This is a genomic window from Streptomyces paludis (genome assembly GCF_003344965.1).
In the GTDB taxonomy this organism is placed as follows: domain Bacteria; phylum Actinomycetota; class Actinomycetes; order Streptomycetales; family Streptomycetaceae; genus Streptomyces; species Streptomyces paludis.
In genome coordinates this window covers 6,602,450-6,627,224 of record NZ_CP031194.1, presented here as the reverse complement: position 1 = coordinate 6,627,224, position 24,775 = coordinate 6,602,450, and the positions used below count along the sequence as shown (strand labels likewise).

The window sequence follows — 24,775 nt, the reverse complement described above, 5'->3', positions numbered from 1 at the left end:
TCTCACCCGCCGGCTCTCGCCCGTCAGCCCGTTCCGGCCGGGGCATCCAGTGTGACGGCGATGCCGGTGTGCGGGCGCTTGCCGCCGCGCACGATCATGGCCGGCCGGTCGACCAGCCAGAACTGCCAGCCGTACTTGGCGGCGAGCAGCTTGCGCACCCGGTCCAGCCCGGCCGCGTCGAGCAGCCGTGCCACGCCTTCGGCACCCACCGCTCCCGGCGCGGTCCGCCCGCGTACGTCGCAGGGGGTCACCAGCGCCTTTCCGTTGTTGCGGATCCGCTTGACCTTCCAGGAGTCCGAGCGGGTCCAGAGGAACAGCTCGCCGCCGTCCACCACATGCCAGACGGGTGTGGCGACGCCGGTGCCGTCCTTGCGGTACGTGGTGAGACTCACGTAGCGGCTGCGGCCGAGTTCTTCGAGGGTGGTCACGGCCGTGACCCTACTCGTCGCTCCGGGCCACGGCCATCAGACCGGCACCGGCGCGCAGTTCACCGCGATCTCGTCCATCGACAGGCCCAGCGCCGCCGCGAGCGCCGCCACCGTGAAGAAGGCGGGCGTCGGGGCACGGCCGGTCTCGATCTTGCGGAGCGTCTCGGCGGAGAGACCGGCGACGGCGGCGATCTCCACCATGCTGCGCGGGCCGCGCGCCTCGCGGAGGAGCCGGCCGAGCCGCTCGCCTCGCTCGCGCTCTTCCGGGGTGAGGGGATTCCGTACCATTCCGTCATTGTAATACCGCCACCCCGGTAGCGGCGCCGCTACAGTGAGGGGAATGGTGCAGATCAAAACCGACGCGTCTCTGGAGTCCATGCGAGCCGCCGGCCGGATCGTCGCACAGGCGCTGGCGGCGGTCCGGGAAGCGGCGGCCGTGGGCGTCACCCTGCGCTCCCTGGACGAGACCGCCCGGGCCGTGCTGCGCGGCGCGGGCGCCGGTTCGCCCTTCCTCGACTACCACCCCTCCTGGGCGCCCACCCCCTTCCCCGCCGTGATCTGTGCCTCCGTCAACGATGTGATCGTGCACGGCATCCCGGGCCCCTACCGGCTGCACGACGGCGATCTGGTGAGCATCGACTGCGGCGCGGTGCTCGGCGGCTGGGTCGGTGACGCGGCGATCAGCTTCACGGTCGGCCGCGCCCGCCCCGACGACCTGCGGCTGATCGACACGGCGAACAGCGCGCTGGAGGCCGGCATAGCGGCGGCCGTGGTCGGCAACCGCATCGGCGACATCGCGCACGCGGTCGGCCGGGTGTGCCGCGCGGCGGGTTACGGCATCCCGGCCGGCTTCGGCGGCCACGGGGTGGGCCGGTCGATGCACGAGGACCCGGGCGTCCCCAACGAGGGACGCCCGGGCCGGGGTCTGCCGCTGCGCCACGGGATGGTGCTGGCGATCGAGCCGATGCTGACGAGCAGCGGTACGGACCGTCACTTCACGGCCCGCGACGGCTGGTCGGTACGGACCCTGGACGCCAGCCGCGCGGCCCACACGGAACACACGGTCGCGATCACCGACGAGGGCCCGCGGATCCTGACAGCACCGTGAAGCCCGGGTGCGCCGGGAAGCCGCGGGCCCTAGGGCCACTCACTCCAGCGGTTCGATCCACACGTTCCGGAAGCGGACCTTGTCGCCGTGGTCCTGGAGCCGGATCGCGCCCGTGGCGGCCAGTTCGGCGTTGCCGCTGCCGGTCGGTCCGTCCACCGCCACCTTGTCGTGGACCAGCACACCGTTCCACACCACACTGATCCGGGCGTTCTCGGTCTTGCGCCCGTCGGTGTCGTAGCGGGCCGCGCGGAACTCGATGTCGTACGTCTGCCAGGTCTCCGGCGCGGTGGCCATGTTCCGGTCGGCGGCCTTCTTGTTGTAGATGGACCCGGCGGTGTCCAGGCCGGGTCCCGCTGTTCCGAACGAGTCCAGGATCTGGATCTCGTACCGCTCCTGGAGGAAGATCCCGCTGTTCCCCCGGGCCTGGCCCGTGACATCGTCCGGCATCAGCGGCACCCGGAACTCGGCGTGCAGCTTGAAGTCCCCGAAGGCCCGTTTGGTGCGGATGTCACCGCTGGCCACCTCGACGGAGTTCTCGGCGGTGTGCGGCCAGGTGGTGGAGCGGCCGTCGGTGTGCTGCCAGTCGGTGGCGAGACTGCCGCCGGAGAACAGGTCGATCCGGCTGCCCGGCGGGCGTACCTCGACCATGTCGAGGTTGATATGGCCGGTGTCCTCGGGCCGGTTGGCGTACGTCAGGGTGTTGTGCCCCTTGCGCAGGGTGAACCGCTCGGTCTTGGTGGCCCAGCGGTTCCAGGCGCCGGTATGGGGGAGGCTGGTCTGCCGGACCTCCCCGCCGTTGACACTCACCCCCAGGGTCTTCGTGCCGGTGAAGGGGTTCGGGCCGTTGGCGTAGCGCAGTGCCACGTCGTACGCGCCCTCGGCGGGCACGTTGATGTCGAGGGTGACGGTGGCGCCCTTGACACCGAAGCCGTCGACGAAGCCGCCGCCGGTGTAGCCGGCGTGCTCGGTGTCCCGGTCAGCGCCGCCGGTCAGCCGCCCCGACTCGGCGTCGTACGAGGTGACGGGCTCCTCGGGGCCGGGGCGCGCGTTCAGTGTGTACCACGCCTCGGTGGACCAGAGCGCCTCACCGGTGGCCGAGGCGAACGGGCGCGGCGAGCGCAGGTGCACCACCCGGTCGGTCTTCAGCCCCGGGATGGTGAGCCGGACCTTGCGCCCGTCGCCGGAGAGCCGGGCCGCCGTGACGGGCAGGACTTCCTCGTCGATCTTGGGGCCGCCGTAGGACGGGGTGGGGACGTAGCGCCACTGCTCGACGGAGTAGGCGCCATTGGCGAGTTTGGCGGCCGTCTCCTCCGACAGGGGCTGGGTGTAGGTGAGTTCGAAGCCGTCGCGGGTGGCGCGCATGGTCTTGATGTCGAACGGGTTCTCGCCGTTCGGGGTGAGCTTCTGGAGACCGTAACGGAGCTTGCCCGTCTGGCCCCAGTTGCCCTCGGCGCCGAGGCCGCCGACGTAGATCGCGCCGTCCGGGCCGGTGCTGATCCGGCTGACACCGGCCTCCAGGCCCTGGGTGTGCCGGAACAGCGCGCCCTGGTACTCGCCCTTCACCTTCTCCAGATCGGCGCGCTGGAGTCCGCCGTAGGTGACATCGCCGATGAGCATCTGTCCGGCGAAGGGGCCCTTCTCCAGCAGCATCGGTGTGCTGGGCGAGTTGGCTATCTCGTTCTGCGGCAGCCAGAGGACCGGCTTGGTGGCCGTCCGGTCGTCGTACGGCCCGGCCGGTTCGGTGAAGTGGTTGAAGAACCTCTCCTTCTTGATGTGGAGCAGCTTGGAGGCGGGCAGCCAGCCGCCCTGGTTGTCGGTGACGAAGAGCGCGCCGTTCGGGCCCTTGCCGATCCCGTTCGGGGTACGCAGACCACCGGCCAGGTAAGTGACCTTGCCGGTGCGCTTGTTGACCTTGATGGCGGTGCCGCGGTTCACGGCGGGCTGCGGACGGGTCGTCGCACCGCCGTGGTTGATGGAGACGGAGAGGTTCAGATAGAAGTGCCCGTGCTCGTACAGCAGTCCGAAGGCGAACTCGTGGTAGTTGCCGCCGTAGGGCCACTCGGCCACCTTGCGGATCGTGTCCGGGGAGTTGAGGCCCTTCAGGTTGGACAACTCGGTGAGCTGGTGCTTCTCCGAGACATACAGTTTGCCGTCGACGTACTTGATCCCCATCGGCTCTTTGAGACCTTCGGCGATCTTCGTGTACGTGACCTTGTCCGGCCCGGTGTTCCCGGTCACCTGGTCGAGGAGGTAGACCTCGCCCGTGGTGTTCTCGCTGCCGCCCCAGGTGGTCACGGCGAGCTTGCGGTCCGGCAGCCAGTCCATCGCGGAGACCTGCGGCCGGAAGCCCTCGGGGCGCAGATCGGTGAGGGTGTAGCCGGGGTTGACCGCGGTCAGCGGAAGGCCGTCGCCGGGGGTGTCGGTGACGCCCTCGCACTCCTTGCGGCCGGGGGCGGTGACCCGGACGACACCGGATTCGGTGCTGAGCACGGAGTTCGGGACGAGGGTGAAGGCGGTCGCGCCCGGTGGCTTCCACTGGAGGGTGACCTGCTGGTCGTTGTAGCGGTCGAAGTGGTCGATGCGCAGGGCGTGGTAGCCGGGCGCGAGGGCGATCTCGCCGTCCTTGGGCGTGGCGGCGTGCAGTCCGTCGTGGTCGATGACCTTGCGGTTGCCGATGAAGAGCCGGGAGCCGTCGTCGCTGATCAGACGGAAGGTGTAGGTGCCGTCGGTGGGGACGCTGAGGTTGGCGGTGATCTGCGACACGAACATGTCGTTGAAGCCGAAGCCCTCGGTGGAGGACCAGTCGATGTTCGGGAGCAGCTTGTCGACGTTGGGGGTCTGGGCCGGTTTGAGGTCGCAGAGCTTGGTCAGCGGCTTCTGGATGTCGAAGACCCGGAGTGTGACACCGGGTTCCTGGGGCGGCAGGTCCGCGAAGGGTTTCTCGTCGGCCTCCGCGCCGGGCGCCGCGAGGCCGCCGAGGAGGAGGGCCGCGAGGAAGGCTCCGGCGAGTCTCCGGGGACCACGGCGCTGTGTGGTGCTCACGTGCGTGCGGGGCGTCACTCTGCCTCCTGCTGTGCGCTGCGAGGCAGCGCGGCCGGGGAGCGGTACGTTCCGTGCGAGAGCGACGCCCAGCGTACGAAGTACCGTTGGAACCGTCCATACTTTGTCCACGGTGAGTTCAAACTCGTCGACAGGGCGGTGGCGGACGGCGTCCCCGGCCCCTGCCGGACCCGGTGTCCGGGCCCAACAGGGTTGGTTCTGCGGGCAGTTGTCAGTGCGTACGGCCCGACGGGTGGACGACCATCGCGGAGCCGCCTCCCCTGCGTACCGTCTCCGCCGCCGCCAGCCAGCGGCCGTCGGGCAGCCGCTGCACCCCGGTCACCGCGCCGATCTCCGCGTTCTGGGTGAAGACATGCCCCAGCGCCTCCAGCCGGCCGCGGACCGGACTGTTCCACAGCCCCGGTTCCAGCTCGGTCGCCGCGCCGTTGCGCTGGCTGGCACGGGGCGCCGCGATCGCGTCGACCAGCGGGATACCGCGGTCGAGATGGCCGGTCAGGGTCTGGAGGACGGTGGTGATGATCGTCGCGCCGCCCGGCGAACCGAGCGCCACCACCGGCCGGTCGTGCCGGTCGAGCACGATCGTCGGGGACATGGAGGAGCGCGGGCGCTTTCCGGGACCCGGCAGATTCGGGTCGTGGACGGCCGGGTTGGCCGGGGCGAAGGAGAAGTCGGTCAGCTCGTTGTTGAGGAGGAAGCCGCGGCCCGGCACGGTGATGGCGCTGCCGCCCGTCGACTCGATCGTCAGGGTGTACGCGACGACATTGCCCCACTTGTCGGCGACCGTCAGATGGGTGGTGCTCTCCCCCTCGTAGGTGTCCGGTACGGCCGCACCGCTCGTCGCGCACGGGGTGGGATCGCTCGGATCGCCGGGCGCCAGCGGGCTCTTGAGCACCGCGTCGTCCTTGATCAGGCAGGCGCGGGAGTCCGCGAACCGCTGCGAGAGCAGCCCCTTGACCGGTACGTCCTCGAAGGCCGGGTCACCGACCCAGCGGCCCCGGTCCGCGAACGAGATCCGGCTCGCCTCGATGAACCGGTGCAGATACCGCTCCTCGGTGGCCTTCGAAAGGTCCGTGCGCTCCAGGATGTTGAGGGCCTCACCGACCGTCGTACCGCCCGAGGAGGAGGGCGCCATGCCGTACACACCGAGGCCGCGGTACGCGATCTCCGTCGGCGCCTGCCGCTTCGTGCGGTACGCGGCGAGGTCCTTGACCGTCAGATCCCCGGGGCGTACGGTCCGGGCGGCGGCCGGGTCGACGGGCGGGTTCCGTACCGTACGGACGATGTCGCGGCCCAGGTCGCCCCGGTAGAGCACGTCGGTGCCCTTGCGGCCCAGCTCGGCGTAGGTGCGGGCCAGGTCCGGGTTCTTGAAGACCGAGCCGACGGCCGGCAGCTGCCCGCCCGGCAGGAACAGCTTCGCGGTGTCCGGGAAGTCAGCGAACCGCGCCTGGTTGGACTGGGTCTGGGCGCGGAACGTGCTGTCGACGGTGAAGCCGTCGCGCGCGATCCGCTCGGCGGGCTTCAGCACCTGCGCCAGCGAGCGGCTGCCCCAGGCGCGCAGCGCGGTCTCCCAGGTGGCGGGGGTGCCGGGGGTGCCGACACCGAGCCCGCTGGTGACCGCCTCCGCGAACGGGATCGGGACGCCGTTCTCCAGGAAGAGCGAGCGGTCCGCCGACTTCGGGGCGGTCTCCCGGCCGTCGATGGTCCGTACCGTACGGGACCTGGCGTCGTAGTGGACGAAGTAGCCGCCCCCGCCGATGCCCGCGGAGTACGGCTCGGTCACCCCGAGCGCGGCGGCGGTGGCGACGGCCGCGTCCACCGCGTTGCCGCCCTGCCGGAGCACCTCGATCCCGGCGGCCGAGGCATCGGCGTCGACGCTGGAGACCACTCCCCCGTACCCGGTGGCGACCGGTGTCTTCCCGGCCGCCGGGATCCCGGCGGAGGGGCTCCCCGCCGAGGGGGTCCCCGGGGGCGGCGCCGCCGCGCCGACCGACAGCATGGCCGCGGCGACGGCCACCACAGAGACATTCCGCGCAACGGAACGACGCATCCGTACCTCCAGTCAGGAACCTTCAGCGCAGGGTAACTTCACCGGCCCCTCCCCGTCAGGAGCGCACCCGCACCCGCGCCCGCACGCGCGTTCGCCCCGGCGGGACCGTGCGCGACTACCATGCGCGCTCATGAATGACGACATACGCAACATCGTGCTCGGTGTCGCCGCCGCCGGGGTCAGCGGCTCGCTCGGCTGGCTCGTCCGCACCTCCCTCTGGCAGCGCCGGCTCCGCCGGAAGCAGGCGTTCTTCGGGCTGCCGGGCAACTCCACATGTCTGCTGGTCGTCAACCGCGAGGCGGGCGGCGACGGCGCGGTGCACCGCAACGACGTCTTCGCGCTGCTGGAGCTGGCCGCGCTGATCAAGGAGTGCGGGGCACACGCGGAGATCGTCCAGCACGACACGGCGCGCCGCGGTTTCGGGGAGCAGAGCGAGTTCTGCCTCGGCGGTCCCGGGTCGAATCGCCGGATGGGGGCCCATCTGGCGACCCTGCTGCCGGGGGTCAGAATGAACACGGACCCCGAGCCGAGAGCAGAGCGCGGCGCCCTGCGGATCGGCACGGACCACTACCGGGTGGAGTCCGGCAGCGTCGAGTACGTCCTGCTGGCGCGGCTGACCGTGGGCGAGGACGCGCGGCCCGTCTTCCTCTTCTGCGGCCAGCGGGCCATCACCAACCAGGCGGCCACCCGCTATCTCGCCCGCCGCCACGAGAAGCTGGCGCGGCAGCACGGCGACAAGTCGTTCTGTCTGCTGCTGAAGGTGGTCAACTCACAGGCGTACGGGCCCGATGTGGTGGAGCTGGTGGCGGATGTGACCCGGGAGGCGCTCGCCCCGTTCCCCGAGCCGCGGCCGGAGCCCCCGGCGTCCACCGGCTGACGGGGGTTCCCCGGGCCCCGGCACAGCCCGACCGGCGCGCAGCTGACCTTCTCCCCGTGGTACGAGAAGTGATCTCCGGCTGCCGCCGGGCGGGCCACTGCCCGGTACCTCTACCGCTGCTACTGCGCGCCCGGCAGCAGCGTCCCTGGGGATGCCGGGGCGGGACCCGCGGCATCGGTTCTCGGGTTGCGCCGCTGCCGCCCGGCCAGCCAGTGGGCGAACCAGGAGAGCAGCATGCACATCCCGATGTAGATCGGTGAAATCACCATCACCACGGGGATGAACGGCAAATCGTAGTCGAGATTCGAGGCGATGAGCTTTCCGGCATGGAGGAACTCCTCATAGGTGATCAAATATCCCAGCGATGTGTCCTTGAGAGCGACCACCAGCTGGCTGATGATCGTGGGCAGCATGGCGCGGACCGCCTGCGGCACCAGCACGTACGACATGACCTGCGTCTTGCGCATGCCCAGCGCGTACGCCGCCTCCCGCTGACCGCGCTCGACCGAGTTGACTCCGGTGCGGAACACCTCGGCGAGCACGGAGCCGTTGTAGAGCGTGAGTCCCGCCACGAGCGCGGGCAGGGCCTGCACCTTGAGCGCCACGAAGATGAAGAAGATCATCACCAGTACGGGCATCGCCCGGAAGAACTCGACCAGGGCGGTGGCCACCCAGCGCACCGGCCGGTGCTCGGAGAGCCGCCCCGAGGCGAGGACCGCGCCCAGGGCGAGCGAGAGCACCGCGGCGTACGCGAACGCCTTGAGGGTGTTGCCGAGCCCGGTCAGCAGCAGGTCCTGGATGCCCCGGTACTCGAAGGGCGACCACTTGACGGCGGTGAACTGGCCGGTGTCGAAGAGGAGATAGAGCACCCAGCCGAGGAGCGCGGCGATCGCCGCCGTCGTCACCACCCCGTAGACGCGGTGCCGGCGCCGGGTCCTGGGGCCCGGGACGTCGTAGAGGGCGGTCGGCCCGGTGACGGCGGTCGCGCGCTTCGACGGGTGCTTCGCCGGGCGGTTCATGAGGCGGTTCATCGGGCCGGTCATCGGGCGGTCCCCCAGCGCTTCTCCATGATGTTGAACAGCGCGCTGATGGCCAGCGTGATGATCAGGTAGCCGACGGCGATCCAGACGAACGTCCAGATGATGCTGTAGCCCAGCTCGTTGAGGGTCTTGTACGTGCCGAGCAGCTCGGTCACGCTGAACGCGCCCGCGATCGCCGAGTTCTTGGCGAGGGCGATCAGGGTGGAGCCGATGGGCGGGATGACCGTACGGAACGCCTGCGGCAGCACCACCCCGCCCAGCGTCTGCCCGAAGCGCATCCCGAGGCTGCGCGCCGCCTCGCCCTGCCCCCGGGGCACGGTGTTGATGCCCGAGCGCAGCACCTCGCAGATGAACGCGGAGGTGTAGCAGCCGAGCGCGAGAACCGCGAAGAGCTGGAAGGGCAGTACGAGACCGAAGCGCGGCAGCCCGAGCACCACCGCGAAGAACAGCAGCGTCAGCGGGGTGTTGCGCAGCACGGTGACCCAGACGGTGCCGAGCGCGCGCAGCGAGCGGATCGGCGCGACGCGGAAGGACGCCATCAGGAAGCCGAGCGCGAGCGCCAGCAGGGAGGCGTAGACGGTGAGTTCGACGGTGCCGAGGAAGCCCTTGGCGAAGAGGGAGAAGTTCTTGGTGAGCACGTCCATGGGCTGCCTCAGCTCGCCGGGTAGCGGTCGATGGGCGGCGGCGGGGTCGCCCGGCGGCCGGAGAGGCCGAGCGTCGCGTCGTACGCCTTCTGCCAGTCGCCGTCGCGTTCGTGGACGGCGAGGGCGTCGTCGAGGGCAAAACGCAGGGCGTTGTCCGCGCGCGGCACGCCGATGCCGTACGGCTCCTTCGAGAACGGCCTGCCGACGACCTTCAGCTCCTTGGGCACCTTGGCGGCGTACCCCTGGAGGATGGTGTCGTCGGTGGTGACGGCGGCGACCTGGTAGGTGAGGAGATTGTCGACGCAGACGGAGTAGGTGTCGTAGCCGACGAGTTCGACGCGCGGGTAGTCGTGCCGCATGCGCTGGTACGGGGTGGAGCCGGTGGCCGAGCAGACGCGTTTGCCGGCGAGGTCGTCGGGGCCGTTGATGCCGTGTTCGTCGGTGCGTACCAGTAGGGACTGGCCGGCCAGGTAGTAGGGCCCGGCGAAGCCGACGAGCTTCTTGCGGTTGTCGTTGATGGTGTACGTGCCGACGTAGTAGTCGATCTGCCCGTTCTGGAGGGCCGTCTCGCGGTTGGCGGAGGCGATCGTACGGAAGCTGATCGTCTTCGGGTCGAAGCCCAGGGAGGCCGACATCATCTTGGCGATCTCGATGTCGAAGCCCGAGTAGACGCCGGTGGCCGGGTCCTTCTCGCCCATGTACGGCTGGTCCTCCTTGGCGCCGACGACGAGGTGCCCGCGCCGCTGGGCGGCCCGCCAGGTGGGCGAGTCGGGGAGCCGGAAGCCCCGGTCGACCCGGTAGTGGGGCAGGGCTTCGGCGCGGGGGCCCTTGACGGGCGGGCTGCCGGGCCGGCCGCAGGCGGCGAGCGGCAGCGGCGCGAGGAGGGCGAGCAGCAGCGCGGTCAGTGTTCTTCTCACGGTCCCGTCCCCGCTCAGTGCTTGAGGATCTTGGAGAGGAAGTCCCGGGCCCGCTCACTGGCCGGGGCGGTGAAGAAGTCCTCCGGGGAGCGGTCCTCGACGATACGGCCGTCGGCCATGAAGACCACGCGGTGGGCGGCGGAACGGGCGAAGCCCATCTCGTGGGTGACCACGACCATGGTCATGCCCTCCTCGGCGAGCCGGCGCATGACTTCGAGGACTTCGTTGATCATCTCCGGGTCGAGCGCGGAGGTCGGCTCGTCGAAGAGCAGCGCCTTGGGATCCATGGCGAGCGCGCGGGCGATCGCCACGCGCTGCTGCTGACCGCCGGAGAGCTGCGCGGGCAGCTTGTCCGCCTGGTCCGCGAGGCCGACGCGGTCGAGGAGTTCGCGGGAGCGCCGGTCGGCGTCCTCCTTCTTGAGTCCCCGTACCTTGACCGGCGCGAGCGAGACATTGGCCAGGACGGTCTTGTGCGCGAAGAGGTTGAACGACTGGAAGACCATGCCGACTTCGGCGCGCAGCCGGGCGAGTCCGCGGCCCTCCTCGGGGAGCGGGCGCCCGTCGATGGTGATCCGGCCGGACTCGATGGTCTCCAGCCGGTTGATGGTCCGGCAGAGCGTGGACTTCCCGGAGCCGGAGGGGCCGATGACCACGACCACCTCACCGCGCGCGACCGTGAGATCGATGTTCCTCAGGACATGCAGCTGCCCGTAGTACTTGTTGACATCACGGAGTTCGATCAACGGATCGACGGCCATAAACCCTGCCCCACCCAATCTCGGCTGTGTCGAGGTCCGCGCAAACTATCCAGCCGGGAAAGGGACTTCACACGCGACACGCACATCGAGGGCATAAGCCGTATTTACTGCTCAGGGACTGCTCAGGGGGGCGTCAGCCCTCCGCGGCCTCGCCGTACACCTGGGACAGTTCGGGCGCGCCGGTGGCCGCCCATTCGAGACCGGCCTCGACGACCTGGATCTCCCGCCCGGAGGGCAGGCACACCACCGGGTGACCGCCGGGCCAGATCCGCCAGACGGCGCCCGGGACCGTACGGACGATCACCGTGCCGAGGTAGAGACCCGCGTCGTTGCCCAGCCAGGGCAGCTCCTCCGGGTCGTCGCGCCAGCGCGGCGGCAGCTGGTCGAGCGCCTCCAGCGAGGCCGGGGAGTCGTCGAGTACCAGCCCGTGCCGCCCTGCCCGGACACGCAGCAGCTCGCACTCGGAGAGCAGCTCGGCCACGCCCTCCTGGTCGCCGCCCGCGGCGAACGGCGCGCCGGCGTCACCGCCCTGTCGCTTGCGCCAGTTGTCCAAGAAGGGGATGTTCATCCGGCCAGCCTGCCATCACCGCAGCCCGGACACCATAGGGGCTCGCGGCCCGAGCAGGACCGGCAGTTCGCTCAGCGCGTTCTGGGTCACCGTGGGGCGGTGGCGCAGCCGCTCGGGGGGTACGGCGAGGGTCAGGCCGGGGTGGCGCTCGTCCCGGCCGACGGCTCCGGAGCGGACATGGGCCAACTGGTCCGGGTGGGCGGAGAGGTTGACGACGGCGTTCACGATCGGGCCCGTCGTCCGGCAGCGCGTCGAGGAGTTCGCCGGTCGGCTCGGTGATCCGGGCGCGCATGCCCTCCACCCGGCGGGAGTTGAGCGCCTGCGCGACGGGGCGCCGGTCGGTTGCCGGTCAGTTCAGGAGCCGGCGGCGGGCCGCGCCCAGTTCGGCGAGCGTGGCGGGCGCGTCCGGGGAGCCGCCCAGCAGGGAGGGACCCGTACCGACGAAGCGCCGGCAGACGCCGACATGGGCCGCGTACGCCTCCTCCAGGGCCGCGCGCAGCGCCCGGCCGGCGGCGGAGCCCTCCCGTGCCCGGGGGCTCCGTCCCCAGGTGCGCAGCTGGTCGATCAGGACCCGGTGGTCGGCGGACCAGAGCCCGGAGAAACCCGGCACGGGCTGGTGCGGGGGCTCCATGGAGGGCCGGATCAGCTCCTCGTAGTCGGTCGCGGGGAAGTCGGAGGCGATACGGAGCGCCGCCGTGCCGGCCCGCAGACAGACGGCGGCGCTCGCCGCGCCCCGGTCGGCGGCCTCCCGGCCGGCGGTGCCGGGGCCGGTGGCGTGGAGGGCCTCCGCGACGCCGACGGTGGTGGCCTGGATGAGCGCGAAGAAGAGACGGTGCCCGTGGAGCCAGCGGGCGGGTCCGTCGGCGGGGGCGGCGGTCAATGGCGCCGCTTCCGGGGGTCCGGTCAAGCCGAGGGCGGCGAGCACCTCGTCGAATACGGGTTCGTCCGCGGCCTCGGGGAGCCGGGCGCGAACGGCCCGGAGCGTCTCCCGGAGGGCGGCGGCGAGGAGTTCCGCGGGCCGGTGGGAGGAGCGGCGGACCCGAAAGTAGGCGTCGTAGGCGGCCTCTCGGGGGTCCGGCAGCACATGGGCGGGGGCGTCCGGCGGGACGGGTGCCGTACCGGTGGCGGCGCGCAGCGCGTCGAAGCCGGCGGGCAGCCGGTCGGGCGGGGCGAGGACAAGTAACGGGATATGACATTCCATAGCGGGAGAAAAGGTAGCCCACGATTCCTTGGAGTTCGCCATCACGTCTCTCGTCAACGAAGCCGATCCGTTCCGGGCCGCCGTCCACGAGGCCGTCGACCTCCTCCTCGGCCACTGGCGGGCACTGGCGGACGAGCGGCTGCCGGTGACACCGGACCTGGCCCCGGGCGCCGTCGCCGCGGCCCTGCCGGCCGGGCCGCCGGAGCGGGGCGAGCCGCTCGACCGGATCCTTCGGGACACCTGGGACACGGTCGTGCCCGGCCTGGTCCACTGGCAGCACCCGGCGTTCCTCGCCTACTACCCGACCGGCAACTCGCCCGCCTCCGTGCTCGCCGAACTGGTCACCGCCGGGCTGGGGGTCCAGGGCATGATGTGGACGACCGGGCCTGCGGCCACCGAGCTGGAGCAGGTGGTCACCGACTGGCTCGCCAAGGCGCTCGGTCTGCCCGAGCGCTTCCTCCACACCTCCGCGAACGGCGGGGGCGTGATCCAGGACTCGGCCTCCTCCGCCGTCCTGGTCGCCACCGTCGCGGCCCTGCACCGGGCCTCACGAGGACGGTGGCGCGACCACGGCACCGAGGGCCGCTACCGGCTGTACCGCACGGAGGAGGCCAACTCGTGCGTGCCCAAGGCGGCCCGCGTCGCCGGTCTCGGCGCGAGCGCCGCCGTACCGACCCTGCCCGGCACCGCCCGGATGGACCCCGACGCGCTGCGGGCCCGGATCGCCGCCGACCGGCGGGCCGGCGCCGTACCGGCGATCGTGGTCGCGACCGCGGGCACCACCGGCACCTGCGCGGTCGACCCGCTGGCGGACCTGGGCCGGATCTGCCGCGAGGAGGGCGTGTGGCTGCACGTGGACGCCGCCTACGCGGGCCCGGCCGCCCTCTGCCCGGAGCACCGGTGGCTCAACGACGGGGTCGAGGCGGCCGACTCGTACGCCGTCAACGCCCACAAGTGGATGCGGACCGGCACCCCGTGCGACGTGATGTGGACCGCCGACCGGCGGGCGCTGACCGACGCCATGAGCATCACGCCGTCGTATCTGCGCAACGACGCGACCGAGACCGGGGAGGTGGTCGACTACCGCGACTGGCAGATCCCGCTGGGCCGGCCGATGCGCGCGCTCAAGCTCTGGTACGTGATGCGTGCCCACGGTCTCGAAGGGCTGCGCTCCGCCATCCGCCACGATGTGCGCATGGCGGAGCTGCTGGCCGGGCTCGTCGCCCGGGAGAACGGCTTCGAGCTGGTCACCCACCGGCTCGGTCTCGTGGTCTTCCGTCTCGACACCGACCGCCGGACCCGGGAGGCCGCCGGCCGGCTGGCCGGGGACCCGGGCATCCAGCTCACGCCGGCCACGGTCGACGGCCGCCCGGCCCTGCGCGCGGCCGTGGGGTCACCGCTGCTCACCGAGGCGGGTGTGCACCGCGTGTGGCGGACGATCCGCGACCACGCGCGGGCCTGCGCCTAGGGTCTTTCGTTTGGATCAGGCCGGATCAGGGAGCGGGGTCCGGTGCCGTGGATCGCAAGGCGGAGGAGGGAGGCGACGCAGGAGCGGATGGGGTCTCCCCTGGTCGAGCGAAGCCGAGACCTTGGGGATGACTGACGACAACGCGGCGAGGCGCGGTGCCGGGGCCCGCGAGCCCGGCATGATCCAAACGAGAGGCCCTAGTTCCCCACGGCCTCAGACGTCGAGGTCGACGACCACCGGGGCATGGTCGGACGCGCCCTTGCCCTTGCGCTCCTCGCGGTCCACATAGCTGTCCTTGACGGCCCCGGCGAACGGGGCGTTGCCGTAGACGAGGTCGATACGCATACCGCGGTTCTTGGGGAAGCCCAGCTCGCGGTAGTCCCAGTAGGTGTACGGGCGGTCGTACTTGAGCGGGCGGGGCACCACATCGCTGAGCCCCTGCTCGCGCAGCGCGGCGAGCGCGGCGCGCTCGGCGGGGGTGACATGGGTGGCGCCCTCGAAGCGGGAGAGGTCCCACACGTCCTCGTCGGCCGGGGCGACGTTGAAGTCGCCGAGGACGGCGAAGGGCCGGGGCCCCGCCGCGTCCTCGGCCACGGCCGTGCGCAGCGCCTCGAACCAGGCGAGCTTGTACGCGTAGTGGTCGTGGGCCACCTCGCGGCCGTTGGGCACGTAGACCGACCAGAGCCGGACCGGGCCGCAGGTCGCGGAGACCGCGCGCGGCTCGGCCACGCCCTCGTACTCCGGGCCGCCGGGGAGCCCCTTGACGACGTCGGTCAGCCCGACCCGGGACACCAGCGCGACCCCGTTCCACCGGCCGGTGGCGTGCACGGCGGACTCGTACCCCAGCTCCCGCAGCGCCCCGTCCGGGAACTGCTCCTCGGCGCACTTGGTCTCCTGGACGCACAGCACGTCCGTACCGCTGCTCTCCAGCCAGGCGAGCAGCCGGGGCAGCCGGGCGGTGATCGAATTGACGTTCCAGGTGGCGATGCGCATGAGGAACAGCCTAGCGGCGGGGTACGACAACGCCCCCCGCGCCGATCTTCGCGCCGGTTCTCGCGGCGGTAATCGCGGCGGTCACAGGTCGGTGGATTCGCCCGGTGCGAGCCGCCCGTGCTCCGCCCCGCCCAGGCCGCCGATCTGGTGGTCGTAGATGGGCCGCGCCAGCTCGGTGAGCAGGGCGTCGTGGACGTCGAGGGAGCGCCGGGGCCGTACCTCCCTGACGTACTCGATCACCTCGGAGATCTTGCTCCAGGGCGCCTGTACGGGCAGCAGCAGCGTGTCCACCGGGTGATCGGGCACAGTCAGCGCGTCGCCCGGGTGGAAGACCGTACCGTCGACGAGATAGCCGACGTTGGTGATCCGGGGGATGTCCGGGTGGATCACGGCGTGCAGTTCGCCGTAGACGCGTACGTCGAAACCGGCCGCCGAGAAGGCGTCGCCGTGGCCGACCGTGTGGACCCGGCCGGGGAACGCGGCGGAGAGCTGTCCGGCGACGCTGCGCAGTGTCCAGAGTTCGGCGGCGGGGCTGGCTTCGAGGGCGGCCCGCAGCCGGTCCCCGTCGAAGTGGTCGGCGTGCTCGTGGGTGACGAGGATGACGTCCGCGCCGGTCACGGCGTCCGCCTCGGTGAAGGCGCCCGGGTCGATGACGAGGGTGCGCCCGTCCTTCTCCAGCCGTACACAGGCGTGTGTCTTCTTCGTGAGCCTCATCGCCGCCGCGCCCTTCTCTCGTTCGTGTCCGTACCGCTGCCGCCCCGCGTCCATCCTGCTACGTCTCCGGGGTCGTCTCCTCCCGGATCACCGCCCCCGCCACCCGGAACGCCGTGTTCGCGGCGGGCACCCCGCAGTAGACGGCCGTCTGGATCAGCACTTCGCGGATCTCGGTCGGGGTGAGGCCGTTGCGCAGGGCGGCCCGGGTGTGGAAGGCCAGCTCCTCCAGATGTCCGCCCGCGATCAGCGCGGTCAGAGTCACCGCGCTGCGGGTACGGCGGTCCAGACCGTCCCTGGTCCACACCTCGCCCCAGGCGTAGCGGGTGATCAGCTCCTGGAAGTCGCCGGAGAAGCCGTCGGCGGCGGCCGTGGCCCGGTCCACATGGGCATCGCCCAGGACCTCCCGGCGCACCCGCATGCCCGCGTCGTACGGGTCGGCGCGGCCGGTGGTGACCGCCTGCGGCTGTTCGGCGGCGGGGGCGATCTCGGCGACGGGGCCGGCCGGCGCGGAGGCCAGGGGCCGGTCCGTCCGGTCGGGCATCACCATCAGGCTGGTGGAGGTGTCGGAGGGGTTGAACCAGGCGGTGGAGAAGTGGTGCACCAGCAGGTCCGTGACGGCGGCGGGCTGCTCGACCGGCGCCAGATGGGAGGCGCCGGGGACCAGCGCGAGCCGCGCGTCGGGGATCCCGGCGACCAGCGTCCGCGCCTCGGCGGGCCCGGTGACCTGGTCCTCGGCGCCGACCAGGACGAGCGTCGGGACGGCGATACGGCCCAGCTCCGCCCGGATGTCGAAGGCAGCGAGCGCCTCGCAGGCGGCGATGTAGCAGCCGGGGTCGGTCGTCCGGACCATCTGCACGGCCCATTCGACGATGGCGGGCTGGGCGCCCGCGAAGCCCGGGGTGAACCAGCGCTCGGGCGCCGTACGGGCCATCGGGTCGAGGCCGTTGGCGCGGACGATCACGCCCCGCTGCCGGAACTCGTCGGCCGTGCCGAACCGGGGCGAGGCCGCGACAAGCGCGAGCGAGGCGATCCGGTCCGGGCGGCGCAGCGCCAGTTCGGCGCCGATGGCCCCCGAGATGGAGCAGCCCACGTATCCGAAGCGCTGTACGCCGAGCATGTCGAGGGTGGCGAGCAGCCGCTCCGCCAGCTCGGGCACGCTGGTCGCGGGGTGGGCGGGCGCGCCGCCGTGACCGGGCAGATCGAAGCGGAGCACACGCCACTGCCGGGCCAGCTCGGGCACTTGGCGGTCCCACATGTGCCAGGTGGTGCCGAGGGAGGGGCCCAGAATCAGGATCGGTGCGTCTTCCGGCCCGTCCAAGCGGTATTGCAGGGTCTTAGTCGTCGTGTCGCTCACCCGCTCACGCTCCCATATCGGGCCGCGGCCCCGGCGCCCCACCCCGGCGCCGGCCGGGACCGGCCGGGGTCCGGGAGCGGTCCTGGAGTGGTCCGCGCGGTGGTCAGGCCGTGGTGGTCGAGACGACGAACACCCGGGGGAATCCGGGGTCGGTCAGATCCACGATGATGTCCTGGCTGGGGCGCGGGGAGGGCTGGCGGTTGCTGGTGCCCGCCCAGTCGTGGCCGGGGATGTCGAAGTTCCAGCCGACGGCTTCCCGGTCGCGGGGCGAGATGGTGAGATCGCCCGCCCGGAGGTCGGAGCGGCTCGTGCCCAGCTCGCTGAGGAACGTGTCGAGCCGGCCGGAGGTGACGTCGAACTGGACGTAGAGCCGGCTGGTGCGCCAGTTGCTCGTCTCGAAGTAGCGCACGTCCGTGGCGCCGTCCGGGATGGGGACCTCGAAGACGCGGCGCTTCATCTTGGACGGGCGCAGGTTCTGGAGGCCGGTGGCGGAGGACTCCACCTCCTTGTCCCGGCCGCTGTCGCGGCTCTGCGCGGCGGAGATCACCAGATAGCCGGCCGGGATGCCGATGAGCAGCACGATGACGATGGCCGTCAGCCAGCGGCGGCGGTTGCGGTGGCGCCGGTCCTCCGGCGGTCCTCCGGCGGGACCGGGCGCGGAGCCCTGGCCCGGTACGGTCGGCTCGCCCGCGCCGCCGTCCCCCGTACCGGAGCCGGCGCCGCCGCCCGCGGTGAGGCGCGTGGTCGCGTGCCCGGTCATGACGGCGGGTCCTGGGGCGCCCGGGGGCTGCGGATGGCCTGCGCGTAGCGCTCGTACCGTTCGAACCGCTCCACTCGGCGGCGCTTGGCGCGGCGGAAGCGGCGGGCGACCAGCCGGGAGAGGTCGGCGGCGCCGACCATGCCGGCCTCGGGGCCGAGCTGTGCCTTGGCGATCCGGGCCTCGGGACGGTAGCCGCGGCCGGTGAGGTTACGGCGGAAGGCGTCGCGGGCCGGGCCGATGAGCAGATCGTCGGCGGCGCTGACCCCGCCGCCGATGACAAAGCAGGACGGGTCGAGCGCGGCGGCCAGATTGGCGATGCCGACGCCGAGCCACTGGCCGATGTCCTGGAACAGCTCGATGCACATGGCGTCGCCCTCGCGGGCGAGTTCGGTGATCAGCGGGCCGGTGATCTCGTGGACGTTGCCCTTGACCCGGTCGATGATGTTGTACGCGACCGGGGAGTCGGCGGCGGCCAGCTCGCGGGCCTCCCGGACGAGGGCGTTGCCGGAGCTGTACTGCTCCCAGCAGCCGCGGTTGCCGCACGGGCAGCGGTGGCCGCCCGGGACGACCTGCATATGGCCGAACTCGCCGGCCACTCCGAACTTGCCGCGCTTGACCTGGCCGTCCTCCAGTATGGCGCCGCCGATCCCGGTGCCCAGGGTGATCATCACGAGATGGTCCTCGCCGCGGCCGGCGCCGAAGCGCCACTCCGCCCAGGCGGCGGTGTTCGCGTCGTTGTCGACCATCACGGGCACGGCGAGCCGGGAGGAGAGCGCGTCCCTCAGGGGCTCGTCGCGCCAGGCGAGGTGCGGGGCGAAGAGCACCTTGGAGCGGTCGGCGTCGACCCAGCCGGCCGCGCCGATCCCGACGGCGTGCACATCGTGCCGGTCGGAGAGGTCCAGGACGAGTTCGACGATGGTGTCCTCGACCACCCGGGGGCTCTTGGACTTGTCCGGTGTCTCGGTCCTGAGCTTCTCCAGGATGTTGCCGTCGGGGTCGACGACGCCGGCCATCACCTTCGTACCGCCGATGTCGATGCCGACGGTCGGCACGCGGGGGGCGGTGAGCAGGGAGCGGCGCTCACGGGTGCCGACGGTCCGCAGAACGGTGGCGCGGGCGGTGCCGCGGTGCGCGAAGTCGCGGTAGGTGCTCATCGGCCGGCCCCCCTCGGGTCCTTCGGCTCGGTCTGGCCGTACCGGGTGGGGCGGCGGCTGGGTGCTCGCACGAGTCGTGTCGTCCCTGCGGGGTCGGGGGCCGGCCGACCCGGACGGGCGGCTGGCGGCGGACGGTGTCCGCCCCGGCGATTGTGCCATCCGAGGAGGGCGGGGCGCCTGTGCGGCCCGGTAACCGGACCGCACAGCGCGTCGTTCGGGGTGGAAAGCCACAGCGGAGAGTCACGCGTGAACGATCAGGCTCCCGGGGCCGGTGGGGCCGGGGTCCGGGCCAGCTCGTGGCTCAGCTCCTCCAGCTCGGAGCCGCCCGCCATCTGGCGGGTCAGCTCGTCGAGCGTGACGGAGTCCTTGGTGTGGCTGCCGGCCATCGTGCCGCGCTTGAGCAGGACGAACCGGTCGCCGACCAGATACGCGTGGTGCGGGTTGTGCGTGATGAGGACCACTCCGAGTCCCGCGTCCCGGGCGGCGGCCACGTACTTGAGCACCACGCCCGACTGCTTCACCCCGAGGGCGGCGGTCGGCTCGTCCAGGACGAGGACCTTGGCGCCGAAGTGCACGGCGCGGGCGATGGCCACGCACTGGCGCTCGCCGCCGGAGAGCGTGCCGATCGGCTGGTCGACATCGCGCAGGTCGATGCCCATGCGCAGCAGCTCCGCGCGGGTGGTCGCGCGCATCCGGGCGGTGTCGAGCCGTTTGAACGGGCCCCGGCCGGTGGTCGGCTCCGAGCCGAGGAAGAAGTTCCGCCAGACGGGCATCAGCGGGACGACCGCGAGGTCCTGGTAGACGGTGGCGATGCCGAGGTCGAGGGCCTCGCGCGGGGAGGAGAGGGTGACCGGCTCGCCCTCGATCAGGAACTCGCCCGTGTCGTGCTGGTGCAGCCCGGCGATGATCTTGATGAGGGTGGACTTGCCGGCGCCGTTGTCGCCGAGGACACAGCTGATCTCCCCCGCGTTGACCTCCAGCGAGACGTCTTCGAGGGCGCGCACATTGCCGTAGCGCTTGCTGATGCCGTCGAGATGGATCAGGGAGACGGGGGTGGGGGCGGGGTCGGTCGGTTCCGTCGTTTCCGGCAGCTCTGTCATCGGGTCGCCTCCGCGCGCCTGCGCACCCACGCGTTGAGCAGGGTGGCCAGAAGGAGCATCGCGCCGAGGAAGAACTTGAACCAGTTCGGGTTCCACTCGGCGTACACGATGCCCTTGTCCGTCATACCGAAGATGAGCGCGCCGACCGCCGCGCCGATCGCGGAGCCGTAGCCGCCGGTGATCAGACAGCCGCCGATGACGGCGGCGACGATGTAGATCAGCTCCTTGCCGACGCCCTCGCCGGACTGCACCACGTCGAACGAGAACAGCAGGTGCTGGCCCGCGATCCAGGCGCTGAAGGCCACTCCCATGTAGAGGAGGATCTTGGTCCGGACGACCGGGACGCCGACCGCGCGGGCGGCGTCGGTGTTGCCGCCGACCGCGAAGATCCAGTTGCCGAAGCGGGTCCGCAGCAGGATCCAGGTGGCCACCGCGATCAGCACGGCCCACCAGAGGATGGTCACCTTCAGCTCGACCCCGCCGAGGGTCAGCTGCGAGGCGAACACCTTGCTCGCCGAGGGGAAGCCCTCCATGTCGGCGATGCTCTTGGTCGAGACCGTGCCGCTGATCTGCTTCGTCAGGCCCAGGTTGAGGCCGGTCAGCATCAGGAACGTACCGAGCGTGATGATGAAGCTCGGCAGCTTCGTCCGGGTGAGCATCACCCCGTTGAAGGCCCCGATGGCCAGGGTGACCAGCAGCGACACCCCGACGCCCACCCAGACGTTGGCCGTCAGCTGGAAGCTGAACATCGAGGAGATCAGCGCCGAGCTGGTCACCAGCACCCCGGCGGAGAGGTCGAACTCGCCGCCGATCATCAGCAGCGCCACCGGGACCGCCATGATCCCGATGGTGGAGGCCGCGTAGAGGACGGTGCCGAAGCTGGCGGCGCGCAGGAACGAGTCGGCCGTCAGGGCGAAGAACAGGAAGACGGCGGCGGCACCGGCGACGGAGCCCAGCTCCGGCCGGCCGAGCAGTCTGCGCAGCAGGGACGTACGCAGGAGCCGCTCGTCGCCCCCGCCGAGCGGCCCGGGACCGCCGCCGTCCGCGGGAGGCGCGGAGGGTGCGGTCGCGGTCACCGGGTCCCCCGCTCGGTGTACTTCTCCAGCGCGCCGGCCTCGGCCCCGGTGATGATCTGCGGTCCGGTGAGTACGGGGCGCCCGCCGCCGAGCACATCGGCGTTGTAGCGGTAGAGCCAGAGCAGGTCGACCGCCTCGTACCCCTGGAGGTAGGGCTGCTGGTCGACGGCGAAGCCGAGGGTGCCGGCCTTGAGGGCGGCGGCGACCTTGGCGTTCAGGTCGAAGGTGTCGATCTCGGCCTTGCTGCCGGCGGACGCCTTGGCCTTGACGGCGGCGTCCGCGAAGGGCGCGCCCAGGGTGACGACGCTGTCGATGCTCTTGTCGGACTGGAGCTTGGCCTCGATGGACGCCTGGACGTCGGGCATGCTCGTGCCGTCGACGTACAGGTTCTCCAGGCTGCCGCCGAAGGTCTTCTTCGCACCGGCGCAGCGCGCCTCGTGGCCGACGTTGCCCTGTTCGTGGATGACGCAGAGGGCCTTCTTCTTGCCCCGCTGGTCCAGCTCGTCGCCGACGGCCTCACCGGCGATGGTCTCGTCCTGGCCGATGTGGGTGAGCGCGCCGTACGCCTTGGACTCCTCCGTACCGGAGTTCACGGTGATCACCGGGATACCGGCCTTGACGGCCTTCTCCACGACGGCCTTCATGGCGTCGGGCTTGGCGAGCGTGACGATCAGCCCGTCGACCTTCTTGTCGATGTAGGACTGGACGAGCTGCGCCTGCTGCTGTCCCTCGTCGCTGTACGCGTACAGGAACTTGATGTTGTCCTTGACGGCCGCCTGCTTGGCGCCCTCCTGGACGATGTCCCAGAAGCTGTCGCCATCGCCCGAGTGGGTGACCATGGCCACGGTCCACTCGGGGGTGTTCACCGCGGCCCGGCCCTGGGCGGCGGCGTCCCGGGCCCGATCCTCCGCGCGCTTGCCCCCGGTGCTGCTGCAACCGGCGAGGGCCATCGCCCCGAGCGCCACCGCGAGTACCGCGCCTGTCGCGCGTACCCCTGTCCGAACCGTTGCCACGACGCCGTGCCTCTCGCTGTCATTCCCTGGTGCCTGGTGCGGCCGGCGGCGTTACGGAGAGTCGTGCAGACATGGCAGACAGACGCTCGTGCGGACCCGGCCCGGCGCCCAAGTATCGGTCATGGACGGTCATGACCGATTCATCGGGTACGGGCAGGTCGGCGGAGCGCGAGGGCGGGCCCGGAGGGGAGGGCGCTGGAGAAGGCTCTCTAGGGGCGGACCAGGAGCTGGAACTCGAAGGCGTACCGCGAGGCGCGGTAGATGTGGGAGCCGAACTCCACGGCCCGGCCGGTGTCGTCGAAGGTCGTGCGCTCCATGGTGAGCAGCGGGGCGCCGGGGTGCTCGGTGAGCCGCTCGGCCTCCTCGGCGGTCGCGGCGCGCGCGCCGACCTTCTGGCGGGCGCTGTGCAGGGTGATGCCGGCGGACCGCATCATCCGGTAGAGGCCGGTGCTCTCCAGGCGCTCGGTGTCGCAGTCGAAGAGGCCGACGGGCAGCCGGTTGCGGAGGAAGGCCATGGGCTCGTCGTGCGCGTACCGGAGGCGTTCGACGAGAAGCACCTCGGCGCCCTGGGGGACGCCGAGCGCGGCGGCGACCTCGGCGGTGGCCTGTTCGACGGTGTTGCGCAGGACCCGGGTGGCGGGGCGCTGGCCGGCCGCCTCCAGGTCGTCGTAGAGGCTGCTCAGCTCCAGCGGGCGCTTGACCTGGCTGTGGACGACCTGGGTGCCGACGCCGCGCCGGCGCACCAGCAGCCCCTTGTCGACGAGCGACTGGATGGCCTGGCGGACGGTGGGGCGGGACAGGCCGAGCCGGCCCGCGAGTTCGATCTCGTTGCCGAGCAGGCTGCCCGGGGCGAGTCGGCCGCGTTCGATGGCCGCTTCCAGCTGCTGGGCGAGCTGGAAGTAGAGCGGGACCGGGCTGGTGCGGTCGACGCCGAGCTGGAGCTGCGGGGGCGTGAGAGGGGTCGGGGGCGGGGTCGGCGGGGCGCTGTCCGGCCGTGGGGCGCTTTCCGGCTGCTGAGAGGACACGTGCCGAGGGTAGACCGCATGCCATGTTGACGGGAAGTCGGGAGGTTAGATTGTCCGGACAAATAATCGGCGGGGCGGGCGGCAGGCGGGGCGGCGGGCTTCGCCACGACCGTACGGGCGGGCGTCTCTGGCGTAACCACGACCGGACGGCGGGCGTCTCCGGCATCACCACGACCGTACGGCGGGCTTCGCCGGACCGGGCGCCGGGCTCCGCTACCACCGTACGGGGAGCCCGCGCACCCCTCTGATCAGCAGGCCCGGCAGCCACTCGTAGGGGCCCGCGTCCGGGTCGGCGGCCAGGCCGGGGCAGCGCTCCAGCAGCGTACGGAGGGCGACCCGGGCCTCCAGCCGGGCCAGCGGGGCGCCCACGCAGAAGTGGATGCCGTGGCCGAAGGCGAGATGGCCGGGGCCGCGGACCGGGGCTCCGGAGCGGCGGATGTCGAAGGTGTCCGCGTCGGTGAAGCGGGACGGGTCGCGGTTGGCCGAGGCGATGCTGACGAGGACGGTCTCCCGGGCGGGTATCTCCGTGCCGCCGTAGGTGACCGCCTCGCGGGTGTACCGTACGGTGCTGCTCTCGACCGGCCCGTCGTAGCGCAGCACCTCCTCGACGGCGGCGTCGATCAGCCCGAGGTCGGCGCGCAGCGCGGCCAGTTGGTCCGGGTGGCCGAGCAGGGTCCGGACCGCGTTGGCGATGAGGTTGACGGTGGTCTCGTGTCCGGCGATCAGCAGGATGTAGGCCCAGGCGCGCAGTTCGGCCGCCGACAGCCGGTCGCCGTCCTCCGCGCGGGCCCGCAGCAGCGTGGAGAGCAGGTCGTCGGCGGGGCCCGCGGCGCGTTTGTCCTCGATGAGCGCGTCGAGATAGGCGCAGAGTTCGACGGAGCGGTCGCGGGCGCCGGTGGGGGTGGTCGGGGCGACGATCTCGTTGGTCCAGGCGCGGAAGGTGTCGCGGTCGGCGTGCGGGACGCCGAGCAGCTCGGAGATGACGGTGATCGGCAGCGGGAAGGCGAGCGCGTCGACCAGATCGCCGCGGCCGGCCGGGATCATCGCGTCGAGGAGTCCGTCGGTGATCCGCTGGACGGCGGGGAGCAGCCGCTCGGCGCGGCGCCCGGTGAACTCGGGGGCGACGAGCTTGCGCAGCCGGGTGTGGTCGGGCGGGTCGAGCCTCAGGACGTGCGGGCCCACCACGCTGTCGAAGGGCGCGTCGAGGCCGACGTTCGCCGCGCTCTTGGAGAGCCGCGGATCGGCGAGCGCCTCGCGCGCCGTGTCGTATCCGACGACCAGCCAGAACCGCCAGCCGTTCGGGGCGAGCACCTCGTGGACGGGTCCCGCTTCGCGCAGCTTCGCGTAGTAGGGGTACGGATTGATGGTGAAGTCCGGTCCGTAGTCCGCCAGTTCGATAGCCGTCATCGGCTCAGCCTACGTCCCGGCCCGGCCCTTCCGACGGAGAGGCCGGGCGAATAGGCGGGGCGG

The 24,775-nt window shown here is 71.8% G+C and carries 24 protein-coding genes; 3 read left to right on the top strand and 21 right to left on the bottom strand.

The window, feature by feature from the left end:
• Positions 1–23 precede the first annotated feature (23 nt).
• On the bottom strand, positions 24–428 hold the full coding sequence (locus tag DVK44_RS29320; RefSeq protein ID WP_114663646.1) for a PPOX class F420-dependent oxidoreductase: 405 nt from the start codon (positions 426–428) through the stop codon (positions 24–26).
• 36 nt (positions 429–464) lie between these two features.
• Positions 465–716, bottom strand: coding sequence for a helix-turn-helix domain-containing protein (locus DVK44_RS29315; RefSeq protein ID WP_114663645.1), 252 nt, complete (start codon positions 714–716; stop codon positions 465–467).
• 52 nt (positions 717–768) lie between these two features.
• On the opposite strand from DVK44_RS29315, the gene map reads away from it, so the two are divergent.
• Positions 769–1,536 (top strand): type I methionyl aminopeptidase, encoded by a 768-nt coding sequence (gene map / locus DVK44_RS29310; RefSeq protein WP_114663644.1) that lies wholly within the window; start codon positions 769–771, stop codon positions 1,534–1,536.
• Between the two features lie 39 nt (positions 1,537–1,575).
• Here map and DVK44_RS29305 read toward each other — a convergent pair whose 3' ends face one another.
• Positions 1,576–4,596: a family 16 glycoside hydrolase gene (locus tag DVK44_RS29305; RefSeq protein ID WP_114663643.1), complete on the bottom strand. Its 3,021-nt coding sequence runs from the start codon at positions 4,594–4,596 to the stop codon at positions 1,576–1,578.
• A 211-nt stretch (positions 4,597–4,807) separates the two neighbouring features.
• Complete coding sequence (ggt, locus tag DVK44_RS29300) at positions 4,808–6,643, bottom strand: gamma-glutamyltransferase (RefSeq protein WP_114663642.1); 1,836 nt, start codon at positions 6,641–6,643, stop codon at positions 4,808–4,810.
• A gap of 130 nt (positions 6,644–6,773) precedes the next feature.
• Between ggt and DVK44_RS29295 the strand changes: the two genes are divergently transcribed.
• On the top strand, positions 6,774–7,520 hold the full coding sequence (locus DVK44_RS29295; protein ID WP_114663641.1) for a hypothetical protein: 747 nt from the start codon (positions 6,774–6,776) through the stop codon (positions 7,518–7,520).
• A 119-nt stretch (positions 7,521–7,639) separates the two neighbouring features.
• On the opposite strand, the gene DVK44_RS29290 is transcribed toward DVK44_RS29295, so the two are convergent.
• The 7 genes from DVK44_RS29290 to DVK44_RS29260 form a co-directional block, all read right to left on the bottom strand.
• Positions 7,640–8,539: an amino acid ABC transporter permease gene (locus tag DVK44_RS29290; protein ID WP_114665518.1), complete on the bottom strand. Its 900-nt coding sequence runs from the start codon at positions 8,537–8,539 to the stop codon at positions 7,640–7,642.
• A gap of 20 nt (positions 8,540–8,559) precedes the next feature.
• Entirely contained in the window at positions 8,560–9,204 is a 645-nt protein-coding gene (locus DVK44_RS29285) for an amino acid ABC transporter permease (RefSeq protein WP_114663640.1), read from the bottom strand.
• An 8-nt stretch (positions 9,205–9,212) separates the two neighbouring features.
• Positions 9,213–10,121: a glutamate ABC transporter substrate-binding protein gene (locus DVK44_RS29280; RefSeq protein WP_114663639.1), complete on the bottom strand. Its 909-nt coding sequence runs from the start codon at positions 10,119–10,121 to the stop codon at positions 9,213–9,215.
• Between the two features lie 14 nt (positions 10,122–10,135).
• A complete protein-coding gene (locus tag DVK44_RS29275; protein WP_114663638.1) occupies positions 10,136–10,879 on the bottom strand; it encodes an amino acid ABC transporter ATP-binding protein in 744 nt (247 codons plus the stop codon).
• A gap of 133 nt (positions 10,880–11,012) precedes the next feature.
• Entirely contained in the window at positions 11,013–11,447 is a 435-nt protein-coding gene (locus tag DVK44_RS29270) for a DUF6278 family protein (RefSeq protein WP_114663637.1), read from the bottom strand.
• A gap of 15 nt (positions 11,448–11,462) precedes the next feature.
• The gene (locus DVK44_RS37735; protein WP_269439646.1) at positions 11,463–11,672 is read right to left on the bottom strand and encodes a hypothetical protein; all 210 of its coding nucleotides are present in this window, start codon (positions 11,670–11,672) and stop codon (positions 11,463–11,465) included.
• Between the two features lie 124 nt (positions 11,673–11,796).
• Positions 11,797–12,648, bottom strand: a complete 852-nt coding sequence (locus DVK44_RS29260; RefSeq protein WP_114663636.1) for a hypothetical protein — start codon at positions 12,646–12,648, stop codon at positions 11,797–11,799.
• A gap of 28 nt (positions 12,649–12,676) precedes the next feature.
• On the opposite strand from DVK44_RS29260, the gene DVK44_RS29255 reads away from it, so the two are divergent.
• The gene (locus DVK44_RS29255; protein WP_228447415.1) at positions 12,677–14,116 is read left to right on the top strand and encodes a pyridoxal phosphate-dependent decarboxylase family protein; all 1,440 of its coding nucleotides are present in this window, start codon (positions 12,677–12,679) and stop codon (positions 14,114–14,116) included.
• A gap of 213 nt (positions 14,117–14,329) precedes the next feature.
• Here the strand turns inward: DVK44_RS29255 and DVK44_RS29250 are convergent, their stop codons facing one another.
• From DVK44_RS29250 to DVK44_RS29205, 10 genes are all read right to left on the bottom strand, one after another.
• Complete coding sequence (locus tag DVK44_RS29250) at positions 14,330–15,109, bottom strand: exodeoxyribonuclease III (protein ID WP_114663635.1); 780 nt, start codon at positions 15,107–15,109, stop codon at positions 14,330–14,332.
• An 81-nt stretch (positions 15,110–15,190) separates the two neighbouring features.
• The gene (locus DVK44_RS29245; protein WP_114665516.1) at positions 15,191–15,823 is read right to left on the bottom strand and encodes an MBL fold metallo-hydrolase; all 633 of its coding nucleotides are present in this window, start codon (positions 15,821–15,823) and stop codon (positions 15,191–15,193) included.
• Between the two features lie 58 nt (positions 15,824–15,881).
• Positions 15,882–17,177 carry a bifunctional 3-oxoadipate enol-lactonase/4-carboxymuconolactone decarboxylase PcaDC gene (gene pcaDC / locus DVK44_RS29240; RefSeq protein WP_114663634.1) on the bottom strand — a complete coding sequence of 432 codons (1,296 nt, stop codon included), beginning with the start codon at positions 17,175–17,177 and terminating at the stop codon, positions 15,882–15,884.
• Positions 17,178–17,280: 103 nt separating this feature from the next.
• Positions 17,281–17,937, bottom strand: a complete 657-nt coding sequence (locus tag DVK44_RS29235) for a hypothetical protein (RefSeq protein WP_408055368.1) — start codon at positions 17,935–17,937, stop codon at positions 17,281–17,283.
• A complete protein-coding gene (locus DVK44_RS29230; RefSeq protein ID WP_114663633.1) occupies positions 17,934–19,091 on the bottom strand; it encodes an ROK family glucokinase in 1,158 nt (385 codons plus the stop codon). Before DVK44_RS29230 ends, DVK44_RS29235 begins: the two co-directional genes overlap by 4 nt.
• 254 nt (positions 19,092–19,345) lie before the next feature.
• Positions 19,346–20,191: an ATP-binding cassette domain-containing protein gene (locus tag DVK44_RS29225; protein ID WP_114663632.1), complete on the bottom strand. Its 846-nt coding sequence runs from the start codon at positions 20,189–20,191 to the stop codon at positions 19,346–19,348.
• Complete coding sequence (locus tag DVK44_RS29220; RefSeq protein ID WP_114663631.1) at positions 20,188–21,267, bottom strand: ABC transporter permease; 1,080 nt, start codon at positions 21,265–21,267, stop codon at positions 20,188–20,190. The genes DVK44_RS29225 and DVK44_RS29220 overlap by 4 nt, the downstream gene beginning before the upstream one ends.
• Positions 21,264–22,280: a sugar ABC transporter substrate-binding protein gene (locus tag DVK44_RS29215; RefSeq protein WP_114663630.1), complete on the bottom strand. Its 1,017-nt coding sequence runs from the start codon at positions 22,278–22,280 to the stop codon at positions 21,264–21,266. Before DVK44_RS29215 ends, DVK44_RS29220 begins: the two co-directional genes overlap by 4 nt.
• A gap of 209 nt (positions 22,281–22,489) precedes the next feature.
• The gene (locus DVK44_RS29210; RefSeq protein ID WP_114663629.1) at positions 22,490–23,305 is read right to left on the bottom strand and encodes a GntR family transcriptional regulator; all 816 of its coding nucleotides are present in this window, start codon (positions 23,303–23,305) and stop codon (positions 22,490–22,492) included.
• 213 nt (positions 23,306–23,518) lie between these two features.
• Complete coding sequence (locus DVK44_RS29205) at positions 23,519–24,712, bottom strand: cytochrome P450 family protein (RefSeq protein WP_114663628.1); 1,194 nt, start codon at positions 24,710–24,712, stop codon at positions 23,519–23,521.
• Positions 24,713–24,775: the final 63 nt, after the last annotated feature.

Coding starts and splice junctions, on each gene's coding strand:
- map (WP_114663644.1), top strand. CDS start 769: ATGGTGCAGATCAAAACCGACGCGTCTCTGGAGTCCATGCGAGCCGCC.
- DVK44_RS29250 (WP_114663635.1), bottom strand. CDS start 15,109: ATGCGCATCGCCACCTGGAACGTCAATTCGATCACCGCCCGGCTGCCC.
- DVK44_RS29270 (WP_114663637.1), bottom strand. CDS start 11,447: ATGAACATCCCCTTCTTGGACAACTGGCGCAAGCGACAGGGCGGTGAC.
- DVK44_RS29315 (WP_114663645.1), bottom strand. CDS start 716: ATGGTACGGAATCCCCTCACCCCGGAAGAGCGCGAGCGAGGCGAGCGG.
- DVK44_RS29285 (WP_114663640.1), bottom strand. CDS start 9,204: ATGGACGTGCTCACCAAGAACTTCTCCCTCTTCGCCAAGGGCTTCCTC.
- DVK44_RS29290 (WP_114665518.1), bottom strand. CDS start 8,539: ATGAACCGCCCGGCGAAGCACCCGTCGAAGCGCGCGACCGCCGTCACC.
- DVK44_RS29260 (WP_114663636.1), bottom strand. CDS start 12,648: ATGGAATGTCATATCCCGTTACTTGTCCTCGCCCCGCCCGACCGGCTG.
- DVK44_RS29225 (WP_114663632.1), bottom strand. CDS start 20,191: ATGACAGAGCTGCCGGAAACGACGGAACCGACCGACCCCGCCCCCACC.
- DVK44_RS29230 (WP_114663633.1), bottom strand. CDS start 19,091: ATGAGCACCTACCGCGACTTCGCGCACCGCGGCACCGCCCGCGCCACC.
- ggt (WP_114663642.1), bottom strand. CDS start 6,643: ATGCGTCGTTCCGTTGCGCGGAATGTCTCTGTGGTGGCCGTCGCCGCG.
- DVK44_RS29295 (WP_114663641.1), top strand. CDS start 6,774: ATGAATGACGACATACGCAACATCGTGCTCGGTGTCGCCGCCGCCGGG.
- DVK44_RS29205 (WP_114663628.1), bottom strand. CDS start 24,712: ATGACGGCTATCGAACTGGCGGACTACGGACCGGACTTCACCATCAAT.
- DVK44_RS29235 (WP_408055368.1), bottom strand. CDS start 17,937: ATGACCGGGCACGCGACCACGCGCCTCACCGCGGGCGGCGGCGCCGGC.
- DVK44_RS29245 (WP_114665516.1), bottom strand. CDS start 15,823: ATGAGGCTCACGAAGAAGACACACGCCTGTGTACGGCTGGAGAAGGAC.
- DVK44_RS29275 (WP_114663638.1), bottom strand. CDS start 10,879: ATGGCCGTCGATCCGTTGATCGAACTCCGTGATGTCAACAAGTACTAC.